Annotated in this window: 19 protein-coding genes, 1 pseudogene and 1 riboswitch; of the genes and pseudogenes, 9 read left to right on the forward strand and 11 right to left on the reverse strand. The window is 60.3% G+C overall.

Translation table 11 applies throughout. From position 1 onward, the window contains the following. The first annotated feature begins 32 nt into the window (after positions 1-32). The 3 genes from ABH945_RS22620 (at position 33) to ABH945_RS22630 (ending at position 2,694) form a co-directional block, all read left to right on the forward strand. Positions 33-1,688 (forward strand): bifunctional aspartate transaminase/aspartate 4-decarboxylase, encoded by a 1,656-nt coding sequence (locus tag ABH945_RS22620; RefSeq protein ID WP_429252007.1) that lies wholly within the window; start codon positions 33-35, stop codon positions 1,686-1,688. Positions 1,689-1,711: 23 nt separating this feature from the next. Further along, positions 1,712-1,903 (forward strand): DUF2964 family protein, encoded by a 192-nt coding sequence (locus ABH945_RS22625; protein WP_429252008.1) that lies wholly within the window; start codon positions 1,712-1,714, stop codon positions 1,901-1,903. A 203-nt stretch (positions 1,904-2,106) separates the two neighbouring features. After that, complete coding sequence (locus ABH945_RS22630) at positions 2,107-2,694, forward strand: BPSL1445 family SYLF domain-containing lipoprotein (RefSeq protein WP_074769122.1); 588 nt, start codon at positions 2,107-2,109, stop codon at positions 2,692-2,694. Between the two features lie 114 nt (positions 2,695-2,808). Here ABH945_RS22630 and ABH945_RS22635 read toward each other — a convergent pair whose 3' ends face one another. From ABH945_RS22635 to ABH945_RS22650, 4 genes are all read right to left on the reverse strand, one after another. After that, positions 2,809-3,450, reverse strand: coding sequence for a hypothetical protein (locus tag ABH945_RS22635; RefSeq protein ID WP_429252009.1), 642 nt, complete (start codon positions 3,448-3,450; stop codon positions 2,809-2,811). Positions 3,451-3,580: 130 nt separating this feature from the next. After that, on the reverse strand, positions 3,581-3,922 hold the full coding sequence (locus ABH945_RS22640) for a hypothetical protein (protein WP_429252010.1): 342 nt from the start codon (positions 3,920-3,922) through the stop codon (positions 3,581-3,583). Beyond that, positions 3,919-4,836, reverse strand: a complete 918-nt coding sequence (locus ABH945_RS22645; protein ID WP_429252011.1) for a DUF2950 domain-containing protein — start codon at positions 4,834-4,836, stop codon at positions 3,919-3,921. The genes ABH945_RS22640 and ABH945_RS22645 overlap by 4 nt, the downstream gene beginning before the upstream one ends. Positions 4,837-4,848: 12 nt before the next feature. Then, positions 4,849-6,264, reverse strand: a complete 1,416-nt coding sequence (locus tag ABH945_RS22650) for a DUF3300 domain-containing protein (RefSeq protein WP_429252012.1) — start codon at positions 6,262-6,264, stop codon at positions 4,849-4,851. A 704-nt stretch (positions 6,265-6,968) separates the two neighbouring features. Beyond that, positions 6,969-7,061, forward strand: a riboswitch (glycine riboswitch). Between the two features lie 176 nt (positions 7,062-7,237). On the opposite strand from ABH945_RS22650, the gene ABH945_RS22655 reads away from it, so the two are divergent. After that, positions 7,238-8,446 (forward strand): D-amino acid dehydrogenase, encoded by a 1,209-nt coding sequence (locus tag ABH945_RS22655; RefSeq protein WP_429252013.1) that lies wholly within the window; start codon positions 7,238-7,240, stop codon positions 8,444-8,446. A gap of 230 nt (positions 8,447-8,676) precedes the next feature. Here the strand turns inward: ABH945_RS22655 and ABH945_RS22660 are convergent, their stop codons facing one another. The 3 genes from ABH945_RS22660 to ABH945_RS22670 form a co-directional block, all read right to left on the reverse strand. After that, entirely contained in the window at positions 8,677-9,636 is a 960-nt protein-coding gene (locus ABH945_RS22660; RefSeq protein ID WP_429252014.1) for a LysR family transcriptional regulator, read from the reverse strand. A 72-nt stretch (positions 9,637-9,708) separates the two neighbouring features. Continuing rightward, the gene (locus ABH945_RS22665) at positions 9,709-10,179 is read right to left on the reverse strand and encodes an MlrC C-terminal domain-containing protein (RefSeq protein ID WP_429252289.1); all 471 of its coding nucleotides are present in this window, start codon (positions 10,177-10,179) and stop codon (positions 9,709-9,711) included. An 87-nt stretch (positions 10,180-10,266) separates the two neighbouring features. After that, positions 10,267-10,515, reverse strand: a complete 249-nt coding sequence (locus tag ABH945_RS22670; RefSeq protein WP_429252015.1) for a hypothetical protein — start codon at positions 10,513-10,515, stop codon at positions 10,267-10,269. Between the two features lie 18 nt (positions 10,516-10,533). Between ABH945_RS22670 and ABH945_RS22675 the strand changes: the two genes are divergently transcribed. Next, positions 10,534-10,842, forward strand: a complete 309-nt coding sequence (locus ABH945_RS22675; RefSeq protein ID WP_429252016.1) for a hypothetical protein — start codon at positions 10,534-10,536, stop codon at positions 10,840-10,842. A 396-nt stretch (positions 10,843-11,238) separates the two neighbouring features. Here ABH945_RS22675 and ABH945_RS22680 read toward each other — a convergent pair whose 3' ends face one another. Then, positions 11,239-11,685, reverse strand: coding sequence for a MarR family winged helix-turn-helix transcriptional regulator (locus tag ABH945_RS22680; protein WP_429252017.1), 447 nt, complete (start codon positions 11,683-11,685; stop codon positions 11,239-11,241). An 11-nt stretch (positions 11,686-11,696) separates the two neighbouring features. Continuing rightward, positions 11,697-12,110, reverse strand: coding sequence for an ester cyclase (locus tag ABH945_RS22685; RefSeq protein ID WP_429252018.1), 414 nt, complete (start codon positions 12,108-12,110; stop codon positions 11,697-11,699). Positions 12,111-12,464: 354 nt separating this feature from the next. Between ABH945_RS22685 and ABH945_RS22690 the strand changes: the two genes are divergently transcribed. Next, the gene (locus ABH945_RS22690) at positions 12,465-12,644 is read left to right on the forward strand and encodes a hypothetical protein (RefSeq protein WP_143026354.1); all 180 of its coding nucleotides are present in this window, start codon (positions 12,465-12,467) and stop codon (positions 12,642-12,644) included. 254 nt (positions 12,645-12,898) lie between these two features. On the opposite strand, the gene ABH945_RS22695 is transcribed toward ABH945_RS22690, so the two are convergent. Then, entirely contained in the window at positions 12,899-13,849 is a 951-nt protein-coding gene (locus ABH945_RS22695) for a LysR family transcriptional regulator (protein ID WP_074769080.1), read from the reverse strand. Positions 13,850-14,051: 202 nt separating this feature from the next. Between ABH945_RS22695 and ABH945_RS22700 the strand changes: the two are divergent. The 3 genes and pseudogenes from ABH945_RS22700 to ABH945_RS22710 all read left to right on the forward strand — a co-directional run bounded on the left by ABH945_RS22700 (position 14,052) and on the right by ABH945_RS22710 (position 16,968). Then, a pseudogene (locus ABH945_RS22700) lies at positions 14,052-15,214 on the forward strand (M20 aminoacylase family protein). Positions 15,215-15,315: 101 nt separating this feature from the next. Further along, a complete protein-coding gene (locus tag ABH945_RS22705) occupies positions 15,316-16,092 on the forward strand; it encodes an ABC transporter substrate-binding protein (protein ID WP_429252019.1) in 777 nt (258 codons plus the stop codon). 36 nt (positions 16,093-16,128) lie between these two features. Beyond that, positions 16,129-16,968 (forward strand): phytanoyl-CoA dioxygenase family protein, encoded by an 840-nt coding sequence (locus ABH945_RS22710; protein ID WP_429252020.1) that lies wholly within the window; start codon positions 16,129-16,131, stop codon positions 16,966-16,968. A 649-nt stretch (positions 16,969-17,617) separates the two neighbouring features. Here the strand turns inward: ABH945_RS22710 and ABH945_RS22715 are convergent. Further along, a complete protein-coding gene (locus ABH945_RS22715; protein WP_429252021.1) occupies positions 17,618-19,315 on the reverse strand; it encodes a cyclic peptide export ABC transporter in 1,698 nt (565 codons plus the stop codon). Between the last annotated feature and the right edge of the window lie 70 nt (positions 19,316-19,385).

Below are 19,385 nucleotides of genomic sequence, written 5' to 3' on the forward strand. Positions count from 1 at the left end.
GTTGCCGGTCAACTTCATACTGGAGAGAGCACATGGCCAAGCGGGATAAATCGGAATCGGAACATGCCGCGAGCCTCGCGGCGCTGAGTCCGTTCGAGTTGAAAGACGAATTGATCAAGGCCGCGGGCGGCGGCGCGGTGGAGCGGGCCGCGAACTTTTCCATGCTCAACGCCGGTCGCGGTAATCCGAACTTCCTCGCCACCATACCGCGCCACGGATTCTGGCAACTCGGCCTGTTTGCGATGCAGGAGGCGGAGCGGTCGTTCGCGTATATGCCTGAGGGCCTTGGCGGCTTCCCCCGGCGCGACGGACTGATCGAGCGCTTCGAACTGTTTTTGCGCGGCAATAAAGGGGTGCCGGGCGTTGACTTTCTCGCGAGCGCTGTGTCTTATGTGCGCGATCAACTCGGTCTTTCGGCCGACGATTTTCTCTACGAGATGTGCGAGGGCATTCTGGCATCGAACTACCCGGTGCCGGACCGGATGTTGAAGCTCTCTGAACTCATCGTCGGGCAGTATCTGCGCCGCGAAATGATCGGCAATCATCCGTTCGTTGGCGAGTTCGACGTGTTCGCGGTCGAAGGGGGCACCGCCGCGATGACGTATATCTTCAACACGATGCGCGAGAACTTCCTGATCAAACCGGGCGACACGATTGCGCTCGGCATGCCGATCTTTACACCGTACATCGAGATACCGCGCCTGAACGACTATCAGTTGAAAGTCGTCGAACTGAATGCGGGCGTCGAGAAAAACTGGCAGTACTCGAACAAGGAACTCGACAAGCTGCGTGATCCTGCGGTGAAAGCGTTCTTCCTGGTCAATCCGAGCAATCCGCCGTCGGTTCGAATCAGCGACGAAAGTCTCGACTACATTGCCAGTATCGTTAAAGAGCGGCCGGACCTGATTCTCCTGACCGACGACGTCTACGGCACGTTCGCCGACGACTTCGTTTCGCTGTTCGCGCTGGCGCCGAAGAACACCATTCTCGTGTACTCGTATTCGAAGTACTTCGGCGCAACGGGCTGGCGGCTCGGCGCAATCGCCACTCATCGCGACAACGTGCTGGACAGGTTGATCGGCGAGTTGCCGAAAGACGCGAAAAAGCAGTTGCATCACCGCTATGAATCGATCACGACCGAACCGGACAAGCTCAAGTTCATCGACCGATTGGTGGCAGACAGCCGCACCGTCGCACTGAATCACACAGCGGGTCTGTCGACGCCGCAGCAGGTGCAGATGGTGCTGTTCTCGCTGTTTTCGTTGATGGATACGCCCGACGCGTACAAGCGCGCGCTGAAGAAGCTGATTCGCAACCGCAAGCGTGCGCTCTATGAAGAAATCGGCATTTCGTTCGACGACGATGACGTGAATCAGGTCGATTACTACCCGATTCTCGACATGGAATTTCTTGGCGAACGCGCCTATGGCCGCGATTTCGTCGAATGGCTGCTGAAGCACACCGAGCCGGCCGAACTGCTTTTCAGGCTCGCCAGAGAAGCGCGCGTGGTGCTGTTACCGGGACGTGGTTTCGGCACGCCGCATCCGTCCGGGCGGGTGTCGCTCGCCAATCTTAACGAATCGGATTACCGGAAGATCGGCCGCGCGATTCGCTCGCTGCTGTCCGACTATGTCGAGCGCTACAACGCGGCGACCGGCAAGAAGCTGGACAAGAACCGGGTCCTGTAGCGTGTGAGGCAGGAGAACCCGTTATGGCCCGCGTGGAAGGCAGGATCGTTCTGGCGGCGATTGCCGTGTTCGTGACGCTGGGAGGGCTTGCCTCGTCGATCCGGGGGCTGTTGTACGAACGGCCGAAGCTCGCCGAATTCGGTGTGTTTGCGATGGTAATCGGCATCGCCGGTTTCGTGTTCTTTCTCAGGCCAGGGAAAGAAGGCGGCAAGTGAGCCGGGGATATGTGGCAATCCAGACGTACGCATCGGCTTTGGCGACGTGCGGTTCCGTTGAATCACTCCGTTGCGGCACGACGCGATGCGGCTCGCCGTATCGCCCACAGCGATGGCCGCTCAGTCCGAACACGGATCGAACGAGGCAACCGCAAGACTTGCTCACCCGGGGACGCACCTCGGAAACTCACTGGAGGTGGATCGTGAACAGAAGGAATTTCGTCATTGAGGCAGCGGTGGCCGGCATCGCTGGCGGATTGATGCTCGCCGGTTGCACCACGACGTCGGGCAGCGGCGACAGCGCGCAAACCGATGCGTCGAAGCGTCAGGCGATCGACGCGAGTGTCGACGGCACGCTCAGCCGGCTTTTCTCGACGGTCCAGGGTTCTCACGAACTCGCGGCGAAGGCCCAAGGCATTCTGGTGTTTCCGGATGTGAAGAAGGCGGCCTTCATCGTCGGGGCGGCGTATGGCGAAGGCGCGTTGCGTGTGGGCGGCGCGACAGTCGGCTACTACAGCACGGCGGCGGCTTCTTTTGGATTTCAGGCAGGAGCGCAGTCGACGGCCATCATTTTCATGTTCATGACGCGTGACAAGCTCGATTCGTTCCGTAACGCCGCCGGGTGGTCGGTTGGCGGGGACGCCGCCGTGTCGGTCATCAAGGTCGGCGCGAACGGTACGATCGACAGCACGTCGGCATCCTCTCAGGTCGTCGCCCTCGTGCTGACGAATACCGGGCTGATGGCCGACGCGTCGCTCAACGGCACCAAGGTGACGCGGATGAATTTGTGAGGGGGTGGTCCTTCGGTCATGCGCTGGTGTTCGACTCCGGGAGGGCGCGCTGCACCGCACGTACAGTGCGGAGCGCCCGTGTGTTGGTGTCCATGTGCTGCCACCACGTTCGCACTATCCGCCGAGCGCAATGACCGCCGCAACCAGCGCAATGCCGAGAGCGGCCATCGCCAGTCCGGTGTATAGCGGGGCGCGATAACCCGCGTACCGTCCCAGTGCGAAGCCGAGAATGAACAGCATGCTGATCGCGATCACACGCGATGAGAGCAGTGCCAGCGGCGTGGAGCGCAGCATCAGAAAGGGCAGGACGACGGGGAAGGTGGCGATGACCACCAGCAGGAAGATGCCCAGGGCCTCGAGAAAGTCCCGTGGTTCGAGCGTGAGGCGGCCATTGGGCGGCAGGGTGTGGATCCGGCTGCGCATGACTTCAATCTCTGTTTCGCCGACGATCGCGCGTACATAGTCGGGCAGGGTTGTTTTGATGATATCGCGTGCGGCTTCCTTGTCGGACTGGATGACCTGATAGCCCAGGTTCCGCAGACGCGATCGCTCCGTCGCCGTGCGTAACAGGTACATCACCGCATCCACCAGGCCCCACGCGATGTTGCAGCCTAGCGCCGCAACGGTCGCGACTTGCCCAGGCGTCGCCGACGTGGAGGCGATCGACGCGGAGCCGACGATCGTGACTGCCATGATCAGACCAAACAGTATTTCGGATACCCGATCGATCGGATCAAGCAGAACTTCGCGCTGCATGGTTGCTCCTCATTTTTTGGGGATTGACTGCGCGAGGAATGAGTCGGGCTTCATGGGGCGCGACTCGCTGGACCAGTATTCGCAGGCTAAGGGGGCGGTTACTCCTCTGGCGCGTCGAGACGCCGCGCACTCATCGACCCATCCGCCGATCGTAATTTCGTGAGATGCGCTGCAGCAGGATCGGGTCGCGTGAGTCACTGGCGTCGAAGCGCACCTGCACGCTGCCATCGGCCTGCTGACTGATGCTGGCCATCACGACGCTGCCGTTGCTGTTGCCCACCACCACGCCACGCGCCGGATCCTGGACCGTGATGGCCAGCCCCTCGTCACGCATGGCCCCGGCCGCAGCGGAAAACGAGCGATCAAAGCTGGCCGGTGTCATGACCACGGTGCCGGCGGGTGCGGCGTAGTCAGCGCAGGCCGACAAAACGAACTGGGCGCTACATGCGACGGCGAGCAGGGCGCGCGTCAAGGTGAAACCTTTACCCAGCCCGGACCGGGATCGAAGGATTGCATGGCCTCCGCCTTCGCTGCACCGTCGGGTCCGAGGTCCCGCTCGTAGACCTGTCCATCGTGACTGACCATGAAGCTCTTGATGCCGGTATCCGCGTAACGAACGGGCCACGCGACGACGGCGAAACCGCCAAACAGCTTGCCGTTCACGACATAGTCGTACGCGCCTCCGGGGGCGTGTGGGCCTTGCGAGGTAAGCAGCTTGAAGTGGTAGCCGTAGTAGCCGGCGTGATCGGCCTGACGCGAGCCCGCGCTGGCGAATGCGACCCCTAACGGGCTTGGCGGATCGTCCGGGCCGGTGGGCCAGTAGAGGCCGTCCCGTTTGCCGGGCGAACTCGATAACTTCCTGGCATAAGCGAGGACGCCGCTGCCGTCGTGATCCACTTGCGCGTATTCGCGCTGCGCATCGTAGACGGCCAGCATCGTCTGGATGACGGCCAGCTCGTTGCGCCCAATGCGGCGCAGGCGCATCTCCTCGACGCCGGCGCGCGTGTCGAAATGCCAGCCTTGCGCCGATTTCACCAAAGGGATGGGGAGTGTCCAACCATCGTTGCCGACGGCGATGTCGGCATGGTCGTCGTCGACAGTCTGAATCGTGTGCGAGTCCTCCCAGGCGGTCAGGAAGCGGCTGCGAATGTCCGAACCGACCGGCGGAATGAGGTCGCGAAACCGGTCGCCGAGCAAGACCTTCAGGCCTGCTTCGTCGCTGCCGGCGACCGCGTTGCCAAATGCGGTCATCGCTTCCTGGGGCGATTCGAAGTGCTTCTGCGCGTAGGCCGTACCGGGTGCGCCGACGCAGAGCGTCAGAACAAGCGCGGCTCCGGCGCCGAGCGAGATCAGGCGGCCCGCCAGAGATCGTAGTGATGACTTCATGCTGATGTCTCCTTAGCGCCTGCCGCGTCCGCCACCGCCACCCGCCCGCATGCCACCGCCGCCACCACTCGGCCGGCTGAAATTCGACGACTGCGCGCTGGATCGGCCGCGGTTGAAGTCCTGCTGTGAACGGCCACCGCCGCCGACACCCTGGAAGGCTCCGTCGCGGTTGCCGCCTCCGGTACTGGGCCGTGCGGACGCCGCGGAGCGATTGCCGACGCTGGCATTGTTGGCTGCGCCGGCCCGGTTTCCGTTGCCGGCTGCGTTGCCGCCACCGGCACGGTCAGCTATGCCGGCCTGGTTTGCGCCACCGTTGCGGTTGGCTCCGCCTGCGTTGTTTCGTGTACTCGCGCGGTCGCTGACCCCGGCGTTACCCCGACCGCCGTTGCGATCGCCTGCACCGCCATTGTTGCGATCGCCCACGCCACCGTTATCGCGTCCGTTTCCGCGATTGCCTGCGTTACCGCGATCACCCCGATCACCCGCGTCGCCATTTCGACCACGGAAATCACCCCGTGCATCGGAGCCGGAGACGTTTCTCGAATATTTTTCACGAGACGCATTGTCGCGATAGGCAACCCCCTGGCGATGGCTTGCATCATGCTGCCACTTGCCGCCCTGAACCTTGCTGCGATCGAAATTGCGATCGATATTGGCGGCCTTGTTGACGTTGATATTGACGTCGCCGCCGCCCCAGTTGCAGTTGCCGAAGATGGCGCCTGCGGCGGCCAGTCCGACGCCCCAGGCGAGGCCCGTGGCGAGCGCGGCCCCGGGGTAATAGGCGGGTGCCGGCGGCCAGTAGTACGGCGGATAGCTTGGATAGCTCCATGTGCCGTACACGACAGTCGGGTTGTAGGCCGGCACGTAGATGACTTGCGGATTCGCCGGTTCGATCTTCACGATCGTCTGCGTTGCCTGGGCGCCCGCCGGCGCTGGCTCGACGCTGACGTTCTGTTGCTCATTGGACTTCAGGTTGCCCGATTCCTGCGCCCGCGCGCGCAAGCGCTGCACGGCAGCGAGGACGTCCTTCTCCTGGGCGAGGAATGCGTCGCCAAGCTTCTGGGTCCAGTCGAGTTTGTCGTTCATCGGTTCGAGCACCTGCGGAAATGCGACCAGTGATTTCACACTGACATCCCACGACTGGTCCTGTACCGCTTTCACCGCCTCATCGCCCTTGAGTTTCGGATTGGCCTTGACCCAGCGCGCGGCGTGCACGATCTCCAGCGGATAAGTCGAGGCCATCAGTACCTGCGACAGCACGGAGTCCGGATAAAGGGCGATCGGTGCAACCAGTGCTTCGATTTCCTCGGGTTTAAATGTGGGTTTCGCCGCCTGGTCCTGGGCGACTGCATCGATCGAACCCATCATCAGTATCGCGGCGAGCGCCAGGCAGAGCGCTCGCACCAGTCTCTTGGTCCACCGATACATGGCTGGTTCTCCCAACTGAACACACTGTCAGACGGTATGCGGATTTTTGTAGGCGGGTTTGTCAGAGACTGGTGACCGCATTCGTCCAGACTCATACTCGAGGCAACACGATCAGAAAGCGATGACGCGTTGCAGGGCAGCAAGCGAAATGGGGCAGTAAACGAAGCAAACTGTCGCCCTCGGCAGGAGCCGGTTTTCAGTTCATTCGCTAATGAACGCCGTCGCGATGCAGAGTCGAACTCTGGCTTACTGGTCTCACTGCTTTTTTTATTATTGGACCTCGATTCACCTGGTCACAATGAGCCTTTGGTCGTATAGCAGTCGGCCAATTTCCGCCATTCAGCATTGACGACACGAAGTCACTCAAGTGACTGCAATCCTTCCGATAACTGTCGTCGACGCTGAGGCTCTTTTTCCAGCAAGTCGGACTGTTGATGTTCACGCAGAACTGACCCACTTAAGGGTGTAAATTTGGAGTGAACCCATGAAAGAATGATGACTCAGTGCGCATCGCGAGGTGACGACCATCGCCTCGACATTGAAGGGTGTACTCACGCCAATCCTGGAAACGCGATCGATCAATCTTGGGAATACCGGTTGGCGATCCGGTGATTTCAATGCGCAGACATGAGCACCGCGCACGCATTGCGATCCACGAAATACTTGCGGTAAAAAATTTGACACGGTATTGTCGAACCGTTCAGTCATGCAGTGCGGGAGAGATCGTCAGAGGCCGTGACGACGCCGACGGAGCAACCGCCCCGGAAACTCTCAGGCAAAAGGACCGCACCGCGAGAACATCTGGAGAGCGGTGCCATGCGCGCCCACCGAAGGGGATTCCCGGCTTCCACGGCTCGCATGCCGTCGAAAAAACGCTGGGAAGAAACTCTCAGGTACATGGACAGATGGGGCATCAGCGCCGGTTTCGATATGAAATCGACACCGGTGATGCTCAACTACTCTGGACCATGTCATGTCACGAATCGCCATCATCGGCGCCGGCATTACCGGCGTCACCACGGCTCACGCCCTCGCGCAGCTCGGCCACCACGTCACCGTATTCGAACGCCATCGCTATGCGGCGATGGAGACTTCGTTCGCGAATGGCGGTCAGTTGTCTGCGAGTAATGCGGAAGTCTGGAACAGTGCCGCCACCGTCATAAAAGGGTTGCGCTGGATGCTTACGCGCGACGCGCCGCTATTGCTCAACCCCACGCCCACATGGCACAAGTATTCGTGGATGGGCGAGTTCCTGCGGCAGATTCCGCATTACCGCGCCAACACGGTCGAAACCGTACGGCTCGCGATCGCCGCACGAGAGCATCTGTTTTCGATCGCCGAAAAAGAAGGCATCGACTTCGATCTGGAGCGGCGCGGCATTCTGCATATCTACAAGACGCAAAAGGAATTCGACGCCGCCAGCAAGGTCAACGAAATGCTGCGCGAAGGTGGACTCGACCGCAGCGCGGTGAGCGCAAGTGAACTGCAACGAATCGAACCTACGCTGCATGGCGACTTCTTCGGTGGCTTCTTTACCCCGTCTGATTCGACCGGTGATATTCACAAATTCACGCGCGGCCTTGCTGAAGCATGCGCGCGGAAGGGCGTCGAATTTCACTACGACGCGGAGATCACGTCGATCGAGCCAGCCGCTGACAGACGCTTCTCGCTAATGGTCAATCTCGAAGGCGAGTCACAGTGCTTCACGTTCGAACGGATCGTGGTGTGTGCGGGTGTGAAGAGCCGCGAGTTTGCGTCGATGCTAGGGGACCACGTGAATATCTACCCCGTGAAGGGCTACTCGATCACCGTCTGTCTCGACGACGAGACGAGTCAGCAGCGCGCGCCATGGGTGAGTCTGCTTGACGATAGCGCGAAGATTGTCACGAGCCGGCTCGGTGCGGATCGTTTTCGGGTGGCCGGTACGGCTGAAATCAACGGCTTTAACCGCGACATTCGTTCGGACCGGATTGCTCCGCTGGTGGACTGGACGCGTCGGCATTTTCCCGAGGTGTCGACTTCGCGCGTCATTCCGTGGGCAGGTCTGCGGCCGATGATGCCGAGCATGTTGCCCAAGGTGGGACGAGGCAAACGGCCTGGCGTGTTCTATAACACCGGGCACGGGCATCTGGGGTGGACCTTGTCAGCCGCCACGGCACAGGTCGTCGCAAGCGCGGTATAGAGGGCCGCGCCGCTGAGTCGTGTGGCCCGCTACGTTGTCGGTCGGCGTGGCGCCACCATCGGGCGGCGTTACCGCCGGTGATGCGATGATCGCCGCTCGCTGTCGATTGGGCGATACCGCGCGTGCTGCGGTATCGCCTCGTGGCATATGTCCTGTGCATCGTGCGAGATGGCCTCATCCGCGCGCCAACGTTCTTGTCGGCCGCTCTGCAAATGACGGCAATCTCGTGACTAGCGAGCGCTAACCCGGTTGTCGTCGTACGGAATGCCAGCCGGCAAGCGGCCCGCGTCGCGGCCATCGAGCTTGGCGCGCAGGCGCCGGATGAAATCCTCGGCGGTCGCGGTCAGCAGTTCCTCGCTGGAGTAGGCGAGGTACATGCCGACCTTCGGCGTCGGCTCGGTCAGCCGCAGTAGTTTGAGCATGCCCTCGTTTGCACGCTGCGATAGCAGCGGCGTAGCCAGCGACGTAAAGACCGCGACCGCCTGCATCTGCATCGACAGTTCGAGGTATAGGTTCATCGAGGAACACCGCGTTATCCGCTCCGGCGGCGGCATACCGTACTCGCCGAATAGCGTTGCCACGAAGCTCGATTCATCGGTCGGGGAATCGAGCAAAAGCCACGGCAGCGCGTGAATCTGCTCGATCGATAAAGACTCGCTACCCAGGTATGAAGCCCCAATCGTCAATTGCACGTCGAGCTCGTACAGCCTGGTCCATTCGAACGCCGCGTTTTTAGGTTCGCCATATTGCGTGAAAATCGCTACATCGATCGTGCCGTTTCGCAGTCCGTCCGAGATGTTTGCGCCACGCCATTCGATCACTTCGAGTTTGACGTCCGGGCGCGCGTTCGTGAGTTCGAGCAGGGAGTCGGCGAGCGCACGGGTAGAGGCAGGAGGGGTGATCGCGAGCGTCAGGCGGCCACCGAGTTCCCCACGCGCTGTCTGCGCATCTTCCGCGATGCGACCGATTTCCCGCTGGACGACGAGCGCGCGTTTCAGCACCTGGTGGGCGAATGGCGTCAACGTGGCGCCATTCGCCGATCGGGTGAGCAATTGCATGCCCAGTTCGACTTCCAGCTCGCGGATGGAGCGGCTGATTGCCGGTTGCGTCAGGAACAGGCGCCGGGCGGCTTCATGAAGACTGCCGGCCTCGGCGACCGCACGCAGCGAATCGAGTTGTCTCAACTTCACAAGCGCCCTCTATTCTCATTGCCAAGGGCATAGCTTAGCGGGACAAAATACGACCGTGCAGAGCAACAGGTGTCAGTTCGCCGTCACCGTCTTGCCTCCGAACAGAATGGTGGGCGGCGTGCCGTCTTCCGCCCATGGATTCTGGACGCGCGGGTAGTAGTTCGTATCGCGCTTCGTGTAGGGAAGGGAAGAGAAGTCTGAGGGCAACGCGCCCGGCGAATTCACATGCCAGAGCGCGTCCGATCCAGGCCGGAATCCGGTCTGATAGTGGTTGCTGGACTTCACGACGATGAGGCGCTTGCCGTCGAGATCGATGCCCAGCCCTGTCAGCGAATCGCGTTCGATTAGCTGCGTGCGGATCGAGCACACCGCAATGTCGATGCCGCCGGTGCGCAGCCACACGGACAATCCCATCGGAATTCGGCCTCCCCATGCTCCTCCTGTGTGATTGTCCACCACGCCCGTGACCTCCACGTCGAGATCGAGCGGGCCCGCCGACGTGGGCCCGCATTTGCTGCCGAGCCTGATACTCCGCCGATAAATTGAGGGAGGTTTGACAGCCCTACAAAATCAGGCGGCACGTCCGGGAACCGGCGGTTGCACCTCTGCCGGGATCGGGCACACATACAGCTATTCGGCCAGACCCTCCATCAGCTCAGTTCGCGCGGCCGCGAGCAGCAGAGGGTTCGTATATAGCTCGAGTGCGGTGGCGGCCATCGTTTTCGCGGCCAGCGTCATCCCCTTGTGCGCCAGTGCACTTTTGCCTTGCGAGACCCACTGCCACGAATGCGGTGACGTCCCAAAAGCGAAGCACGCCGTCATGCACTGCACGGTCGGCGTGACCCAGCTCACATCGCCGACATCCGTCGAACCGTGCATTTTCGACGGCCGGTCGTTGTGAAGTTCATCGACACCGTCGAACAACGCTTTTGGCTGCCCGCTGTCGGCCATATCGCTACGGCGCTGGCGCAGGCGGGCGTTCCCATCCTTTACATGTCCGACGTGATTGCGGGAAAACCGGCGAAACTGGCGCGATGGGTTATCCGATGCCAGACCGACGGCCTGATGCTGTTCGATAGCCTGATTGGTCTGACGGCAGTCGTGAATCTGATCTGCTCGCTGGTTGCGCAGCGACTGCTCGAGCACGGCAGTAATCACTTGCAGCGTATCGAGATCATGCACGATAGTTTGAGAGAGCTCGACTAGTGAGAGAGCGTCGGCACTCGTGCGAGCCGACATTGCTCATCTTGAGCGAGTCGAGCCTCGCGCGTCTGAACATGACCCACGATACGTTTCGATGGCAAGCCAGATTAATGGGCAACCATGTTTTTCCGCGATCCGACCTGCAATCCAATCGAGGTAATGGCTCGCGAGTCTCGACAAGCTCTACGAAATATGGAGGACGTCTTGTCGTTTTATAGCTCAAATGTGCATCGGCGTCCCTTTGAATCGCTGGATGATTTCTTCGCCCTGCCAGACGGACTATCCTGGTTGCCGTATCGACCTACCGGTCATCGCTGCTAGCAACCTTCCTTGTCATCTCCTGTTTCCAACTCTCCGGCAACTTCGGGTTAGCTCCAACGGAGTCGCCGCGAGGTCGGATCAGTCAACCAGCTTGTGAAGGGTTCGAACGGCAACTGCCAATGCCGCGCGCTCTTCACGACTCGTCTTTTTTATCAGTTGCTCTGTCAGCCATTGCGAACGTGCAGACCGGTCATGCGCAATCTGTGCGCGTCCCTGGTCGGTCAGGTCCACGACGTAAGCGCGGCGGTCTTCAGCGTCCTGTTGCAGGATTACCACCCCTTGTTCGACCAGTTTCATGACGACCAGCCGCATCGTTTGATGTGTCACCGACCTCGCCACGGCCAAGGCTGAAATACTGACAGGGCCGGACCGCTCCAGCAGCGAAAGTGTCTCGTTCTGCGCGTTCGAGTGCGTGCCACTCTGCGCGCGGACAACCTTAACGAGGCGGCTCACGACATCGCGAATTGACTCGCCCAGGAATGCGGGGTCATCGGCGCGGACGGTTGAGACGTCACTTCGACTCATGTTGGGTGCACTCACTGTTTGTGAAGTCGCGCAACGACAGCTGCAAGCGTATTCACGCCCCAATGTTCGACGTATTGTCCGTCCCGAATACGGACGATATCGATTACGTCGATGGAAATATTTTCGCCGGTGGCCGCCGCGCCAAGCAGCGTCCCAACATGCTTGCCGGAGATCGACTTTCGCGTCGTGACCTTATCGCCGTCGCAAAGTTGCTCATGGATGCGGACCTCCAGGCCCGCGATTGCTGGGCGCAACACCGAAGCAAATGTCGCCCACATGGTTTCGGCGCCTCGCGTCGCTTCACTTGGCGCAGACCAGTTGACGAAGTCGGGTGCCATGAGTGCTTCGAAGCTTTCTCGATTGCCGTCGCGGATTACTTCGTAATTGAATCGCTTGACAACAGCTTTGGGGTCGTTGGTGTACATGCCAGTCCTTAACTACCTTGGAAATTCGTCGACTCCCGCAGGAGAGCGCATGACGATAATATACAGCAATGCTGTATATTTCAAGAAACTAAGTGCTGTGGCCTGATCTGTATGACTGACCGGACTACTTGTTGACGTCTGATGAGAGGAGTTTGCTGTTGCAGTCGAGCGTTCCGGTCAGTGCTTTAACAGGTCGACTTGGCTCTTGAGTTCTCATTTGTCGGCTATAAGCGAGACATTCGATATCACGGCTGGCTGAACCGCTGAAAAGAAGTCGGAAACTGTCTCACGGTGGCGAGGCCTGAACGGCAGGCCTGGCCGGCGGCGTTCATCCCTGATCGGCAGGAATGGGCCATGAAGAAAATGATCGACGCGCACGTGGCAGTGGCTGCAATTCGAAGCCGCCGGGGACATCCTGCCCCAGAAGGCCCGATGGTTGATTTGCAACCTCTCCGCTGCTCACGCAGATTTCAGATGTTGCATCGACCTGTTGAATCCGCCGTCGACAAAACCCATTCGCAATTTCTCAAATGATCAACACCTGTAAGCGTGTAGACATGCCCGCTTATTTGACTGCGAGATCCGGTCGGCGCCGCAGGACGTCTGACATACCCGGCTCAGTCCTACCTGGGGCAGTAAGGCGGCTGCCGACGTGAACGCGAACCAGGGTATGCATCGCCACGTCACCGGACTTGTCCTGCGCGAGTCGATCCGCGACCTTGCATCGACGCTGTGACACAGCAACTGCACACGTGTCAAAGACTTGGGTCGGCAAGGCCAGGTCGAAATCAGATCAACAATTCCACCGATCGCAGAACGTGCTGCGTCTCCGATGATGTCGATGCGACGCCCTCTCGAATCGTCTCGATCATGCAATTCAGAAAGCACGTCGACGCGGCGCTCAGCGGATGGCCGCTACGGTAAATCACACCAACCATCGCGTCTTCGACGTCCTCTCTCAGCGGGATTGCGCACAGTCCTTCGCGAGCCGCTGTCACCTCGACCAGCGGCCACGGAAACACGCTGACCATATCCGTTTTCCTAAGCAACGACAGCGCGATGGACAACGAATGTGTGACGTGAATCTTGCGCGGCGTCGCGACGTTGTAGCGGTGGAACATCGAGTTGGAGCCGGGCGTGTCGGTCTCCGGATCCCACGTCAACAGCCAGTCGAGATCGACCAGATCAGCGAGCGAGCGGGCGTTCGCGAGCGGATGCCGGTCGCGTGTGACCAACGCACACGTCGACGAAAACAGCAGGCGGCAGTCGAATTCTGTGCCCGATGCGCCCGGCGTCGGGCGGCCAATGAACAGATCGAGGCTGCCGTCGCGCAAACGCGGATTCGCATTGGACAGCAACCCCTCGAAAAATTCGAGGCGGATGTTCGGCATACGCTCGCAGAAGCGCGTCACGGCGTCTGGCAGGAACGTCATCGCGATCCATGGCGTCACCGCGATCGTGAGTTTGCCGTGCGTGACACCGCGCAACGTATCCATTGCTTCCTGCGCACGCGCGAGCTGACCGACCATCAGCCGCGCATGAACCAGCAACGTCTGGCCACTCTCAGTGAGCGTCACACCGGACGAAGTCCGGGTAACCAGCGACATCTGCACGCTTTCTTCGAGCTGCCGCAGATTCTTGGTGATCGCAGCCGGCGACGCGTTCAACGCGCGCGCCGCGCCACGCACGCCGCCAGCTTCGGCGATCGCGACGAGGGTTCGCAGGTGGTGCAGTTTCATGCTTTTCCTTGAACAGGATCCGGCGGCAGCCAGACGACCTGCACGCCCGGGCGCGCAGGCGGCACGCCGCACGCCGAACCTTCGGCGACGAAGTGTTCACTTTTGGTTGACGCGTTCACGATTCTAGCTCTCCCGGACCTTTTTCTGACAGGCTACGTTAGCGCTACGTGTTCACTTTTCGAAACAAGGCGACCCAGCGCGAATGACCTCTACTCCCGATATTCTCGCCCGCGGCGACGAGATGATTGCGCTGCGCCAGCGGATCCATGCGCATCCCGAACTCGGCTACGAAGAGTTCATGACCAGCGATCTGATCGCGGAGCGCCTCACGCAATGGGGCTACAGCGTCGAACGCGGATTTGGCGCGACCGGTCTCGTCGGCACGCTGAAGGCAGGCGATGGCGCTCGCAATATCGGATTGCGCGCCGACATGGACGCGCTGCCGGTCACCGAGAAAACCGGTTTGCCGTACGCCAGTGTGCATCCCGGCAAGATGCACGCATGCGGTCACGACGGCCATACCGCGATGCTACTTGCCGCCGCCGCGCATCTGGCGCAACGCGCAACTTCAACGGCACGCTGAACCTGATTTTCCAGCCCGCGGAAGAAGGACTGGCGGGCGCGCGCCGCATGCTGGAAGAGGGCGTGCTGAAACAGCATCCGTGCGACGCAGTGTTCGCGATGCACAACATGCCGGGATTCCCGGCCGGCAAGCTTGGTTTTCGCGCCGGGCCGTTCATGGCGTCGGCGGATCAGGTGACGGTGCGCGTAACGGGGCACGGCGGTCACGGCGCGATGCCGCACAAGAGCGTCGATCCTGTCGTGGTGTGTGCGGCGATCGTATTCGCGTTGCAGACCATCGTGTCGCGCAACGTCGCGCCACTCGACATGGCGGTGATCACGGTCGGCTCGATTCACGCGGGCGAAGTGTCGAACGTGATTCCTGGCGAAGCGCATATGAAGATTTCCGTGCGCGCATTGCGCGCGGAGGTGCGCGAAACGCTGGAGCGCCGCATTATCGAAGTGATTCATGCGCAGGCCGCCGTGTACGGCGCGCACGCCGAGCTGAACTACGAGCGTAGTTATCCGCTGCTCGTCAACGACGCGGACATGACACGTTTCGCTCTTGATGTCGCGCTCGAAGTGTTCGGCGCCGACGCTGTGCTTAACGATGTAGAGCCGTTCACCGGCAGCGAAGATTTTGCGTGGTTTCTTCAGCAATGCCCAGGCTGTTATCTGATCATCGGCAACGGCGAAGGCGAACGCAGTTGCATGCTTCATAACGCGGGATACGATTTCAACGACAGCATTCTGATGACCGGCGCACGCTACTGGGTCGAACTGGTCGAGCACTTTCTCGTCTGAGCCGTAGGCCTGCATTGTCCAGTTTGTTGCGCTGATTGCCATCGGGCGCCGCAGGCAAATGGATGCCCATTTACTTTCGACACGACCCCACCGGGAATGCCATGAAAAAAGCGATCTACTTAACCCTCTGCGCGCTGACAATGGCGTCGTTCGCCGCGCATGCGCAAGATCCGCAAACGCTGCGCTTCGGCGTCGATCCGAGTTATCCGCCGTTCGAATCGAAAGCGCCGGACGGATCGTATGTCGGCTTCGATATCGATCTCGGCAACGCGTTGTGCGCGCAATTGCACAAGAAGTGCGTATGGATCGAGCAGAATTTCGACGGCATGATTCCCGCGCTGAAGGCTCGCAAGTTCGACGCGATCCTGTCGGCGATGTCGGCAACACCGACGCGCCGTCAGCAGATCGACTTCAGCGATCGCCTGTACATGAGCAGCTCGGCGCTGATTGCCGTTGCGGGTTCGAGTCTTCAACCGACGGCGCAGGCGCTGCAGGGCAAACGCGTGGGCGTGGTGCAGGGCTCGACGCAGGAAAGTTACGCGAACGCCGAATGGGCGCCTAAAAACGTGACGGTGGTCGCGTATCAGACGCAGGATCAGATCTATCAGGATCTGGTGACGCACCGGATCGATGCGGCGTTCCAGGCAGCCGTGCAGGCGGATTTCGGTTTTCTGAAGACTCCGCGTGGCGCGGGCTTCGCGCTCGTCGGCAAGCCGGTTGGCGACAGCCGTGTGGCGGGCGATGTCGCGATCGGCTTGCGCAAGGGCGATACTGCACTCGAGACGCAGATCAATCAGTCGATCGTGGCGATCCGGCAGGACGGCGTTTATCAGAAAGTCGCCGCGAAATACTTCAATTTCAATATCTTCGGCGATTGAACCGCTGGGCCACGTTATTTCAGGAGGAGAAAAACAATGGCTGAGTCTTTGAACGAGCGCATCGCGCGCGCGGTCACGCCGCAGCTGATCGACGATTTTCGCCGCGATGGCGCAGTGTGTGTCCGGCAGATATTCACCGCCGACGAGATCGAGCTGTTGCGCGCCGGCATCGAGTGCAATATCGCTTCGCCGAGTCCGCGTGCGAAAGTGGCTAGCCGTCCCGACGACCCCGGCTGGTTCTTCGAAGATTTCTGCAACTGGTCGGAAATCGATGCATACCGCCGCTTCATTTTCGACTCGGCCGCGCCCGCGGTCGCCGCTGCATTGACGGGCAGCGAAACGGTGCGTCTATATCACGATCATCTGCTGGTGAAGGAACCGAACACGCGGCAACGTACACCCTGGCATCAGGACCAGCCGTACTACAACATCAGCGGCGGCGACAACGTCAGCATGTGGATTCCAGTGGATCCGGTCGCCCACGCGTCGCGGCTCGAATTTGTCGCAGGTTCGCATCTCGGACCCTGGTTGATGCCGCGCACGTTCATGGACAATCAGGCGAAGTGGTTTCCGGAAGGAAGCCTCGCCGACCTCCCGGATATCGAAGCAAATCGGGACGCGTTTCCGATCATCGGCTGGGCGCTCGAACCCGGCGATATGGTGTGCTTCAACATGCTGACGCTGCACGCGTCGGGCGGCGTCGGCGGGGCGTCGCGGCGCCGTGCGTTTTCGGTCCGCTTCATTGGCGACGATATCCGTCATGCACCGCGGAAATGGCGCACATCGCCGGAGTTTCCTGGCCTCGTCGAAACCCTGCGAGAAGGGGCACAGATGGAAAGTCCTTTGTTTCCGGTGGTTTGGTCGCGGAGAGGCTAGAAGAAGGCACAGTAGCTCTGAATTTCGGGGCTAACGCTGAGCTCTCCTCTTGGTCACGTCGCGCATTTGCTGCGTGGCTGAGTCTCGTCCGGGTTCAGAATGGATCCGGCGGAGCGATCCCGCGGCATAGAAGCTACGTCGAGACATCTATTTCCGGTTCCGCCTGGTTCAGGGAGCGAGAAGCATCATCCTCCGAGCCAAACACCATGGGCGATCGGTATGCAGATGAATTAGCGACCTTCGTTGAAGCCTGAATGACCTTCAGCCTGTCCAGTTCACGCATGTTCAGACTCACCAGAGTTGTGTCCGGCTTCATCGCAGGCTCCCGCAACGTTGCTGCAGCTTGCCAGCTTGCCAGCTTGCCAGCGGTCAAAAATCCGATATCTGTCGGCCATCAGCGGCCGCTCAGCATTCAGCATGAATCGACATTCAGACATCCGCTTTGAGTTCTCAATCGGACGTCGCATGATATTAGCGGCTGGAAAGTTGATGTGCGAGCGAGGGCGGCTCATGCGATACGAGACTTGCGGTGCCAGTGTTGGAACTCAAAATATAAGTTTCCGAGACCTTGTATGTCACCAGATCGCCGATTAGCGCTGAAATACCGCCATACCAACCCGGCCTCATAAAATGCAAAAGGGGTTAGATGTTATTCGCCGACATCAGCCCACCTGCCGCCACGCCCGGCGCGATCTGCATAAGAGTGCAATGGCGCTTCAGGCAGCTGCGCAATTCTCCCGCTTTCGAGGCGAATTAGCCTGTCCGCCATATCAAAGTAGCGGTCATCGTGAGACACAACAATTAGCGTCTTGCCTTGCCTTTTCAACTCCGGCAGGAACTCGGTATAAAACACGCGCCGGAAGGTCGGGTCCTGATCGGCGGCCCATTCATCGAACATCATGACAGGCCGTTGTTCCAGCATCGCGTGAATAAGCGCAAGACGCTTGCGCTGCCCAGTCGACAGATCGACGGTCGAGAACGCCTTATCCTTGATCTGAACCTTGTGAGCAATCTCGAACTGTTCGAGGTACGTCGAGGCGCGCGCCAGCAAGGCCGGGTCTTGCACGACCAGATCATCGAACAGGTAATAGTCGGAAAACACGGCTGAGAAAAGCTGCCGGTAGTCATCCATCGCGTCGGCCTGCACCGGCTCACCGTTCAGAAGCAACTGACCCTGTTCGGGCGCATACAGGCCCAGAAGCAGCTTGATTAGCGTAGTCTTGCCGCTGCCGTTCTCGCCGATCACAAACAGCGTCTCGCCTTTTTGGATTTGCAGATCCAGCGGCCCCAGTTGAAAAAGGGGTTGTCCCTCGGCTTGCGGAAAGGCCCACGTCGCGCCGTCCAGTTCGATTGTCCGGATCTCGGGCAGTGGTTTGGCCGCGGTGCTTTCCAGCAGACGTGTCTCGCGGTTGGTGAACTGCGCACTCAATTCGGCGACGCGCTGAAAGGAGATTTTCGCCTGACTCAACAGCGGCAGACTGCCTGCGAGGACTTCGACCGGCCCGCGCACGTACAACAGCACGATCACGAAGCCGCTGACCACGCTGGCCGGCGACCCGAGTCGCTGCTGACACAAAAGGATTAGTCCGATGACGATAAAAAACAGCGTCGCGCTTGTGGAGTTGGCGCCATAAAACAGACGCATTGCGCGAATCTTCAGATCGGCGACCCGGTCGGCGGCGCCAGAAAGACGCGCGCCATACACGCTCAGGCGGCGCTCGCGGTTAAGTCGCAGTTCCTTCGCACCTTCCGTGATCGCCTGGTATTGCTTCTGGAGTTCATCCTGTGCGGTGCGCACGCCCTTGTAGTGCTGCTGCCATTTCGTGATTGCGTACTGGTTGATCAGCGTGCCCGCAATAATCGCCGCCGCCGCGAGAGTGGATAGCACGGGCGACAGCGCGATCATGTAGACGACACAGCCGAGCGTGACCGCGAAAGCGACGGCATAGCTGGGAAAACTGAACGTCACTGCGCTGACTGTTTCGACATCGCTGTTGAGCGTGGAGAGCAGCCGGTGCATACGGTAGCGCTCGATCGCGGCGATGGGCGCGCAGACGATCCGCGCCGAGATGTCCTTGCGCAGCGCGGCGATGATCTTCTGTCCGATCATGCTGTTCACGATGCCGGCGGTAGCATTGCACGACAGCGTGACGACGCACAGGCCCGCGTACGTCGCGATCATTTTGGGGCTGATGACGCCTGGCGCGTGCAGGCCGTCATTGACGACAGCCAGCAGCCATGCGGTGCAGAGTCCGCCGACCACGCCGAGCGTGGTCGCCAGCAGCATGATGGGCCAGAACGGACGCAGCAGCCGGAATGTCTCGCTTGCAAAGCTGGGGGACGGCATTGAAGCCTGATCTTCTCTCATCGAGATTCCTGACGATTTTTTTGTGATTGGTATGAAGTGTCGACGCGGC

The sequence above is a fragment of the Paraburkholderia sp. GAS333 genome (assembly GCF_050435665.1).
Taxonomy (GTDB): Bacteria; Pseudomonadota; Gammaproteobacteria; order Burkholderiales; family Burkholderiaceae; genus Paraburkholderia; species Paraburkholderia fungorum_A.

Excerpts from the sequence above, each read along its gene's own strand:
- ABH945_RS22620 (WP_429252007.1), top strand. The coding sequence starts at position 33 with ATGGCCAAGCGGGATAAATCGGAATCGGAACATGCCGCGAGCCTCGCG.
- ABH945_RS22625 (WP_429252008.1), top strand. The coding sequence starts at position 1,712 with ATGGCCCGCGTGGAAGGCAGGATCGTTCTGGCGGCGATTGCCGTGTTC.
- ABH945_RS22635 (WP_429252009.1), bottom strand. The coding sequence starts at position 3,450 with ATGCAGCGCGAAGTTCTGCTTGATCCGATCGATCGGGTATCCGAAATA.
- ABH945_RS22645 (WP_429252011.1), bottom strand. The coding sequence starts at position 4,836 with ATGAAGTCATCACTACGATCTCTGGCGGGCCGCCTGATCTCGCTCGGC.
- ABH945_RS22650 (WP_429252012.1), bottom strand. The coding sequence starts at position 6,264 with ATGTATCGGTGGACCAAGAGACTGGTGCGAGCGCTCTGCCTGGCGCTC.
- ABH945_RS22655 (WP_429252013.1), top strand. The coding sequence starts at position 7,238 with ATGTCACGAATCGCCATCATCGGCGCCGGCATTACCGGCGTCACCACG.
- ABH945_RS22670 (WP_429252015.1), bottom strand. The coding sequence starts at position 10,515 with ATGCACGGTTCGACGGATGTCGGCGATGTGAGCTGGGTCACGCCGACC.
- ABH945_RS22680 (WP_429252017.1), bottom strand. The coding sequence starts at position 11,685 with ATGAGTCGAAGTGACGTCTCAACCGTCCGCGCCGATGACCCCGCATTC.
- ABH945_RS22685 (WP_429252018.1), bottom strand. The coding sequence starts at position 12,110 with ATGTACACCAACGACCCCAAAGCTGTTGTCAAGCGATTCAATTACGAA.
- ABH945_RS22690 (WP_143026354.1), top strand. The coding sequence starts at position 12,465 with ATGAAGAAAATGATCGACGCGCACGTGGCAGTGGCTGCAATTCGAAGC.
- ABH945_RS22695 (WP_074769080.1), bottom strand. The coding sequence starts at position 13,849 with ATGAAACTGCACCACCTGCGAACCCTCGTCGCGATCGCCGAAGCTGGC.
- ABH945_RS22705 (WP_429252019.1), top strand. The coding sequence starts at position 15,316 with ATGAAAAAAGCGATCTACTTAACCCTCTGCGCGCTGACAATGGCGTCG.
- ABH945_RS22710 (WP_429252020.1), top strand. The coding sequence starts at position 16,129 with ATGGCTGAGTCTTTGAACGAGCGCATCGCGCGCGCGGTCACGCCGCAG.
- ABH945_RS22715 (WP_429252021.1), bottom strand. The coding sequence starts at position 19,315 with ATGCCGTCCCCCAGCTTTGCAAGCGAGACATTCCGGCTGCTGCGTCCG.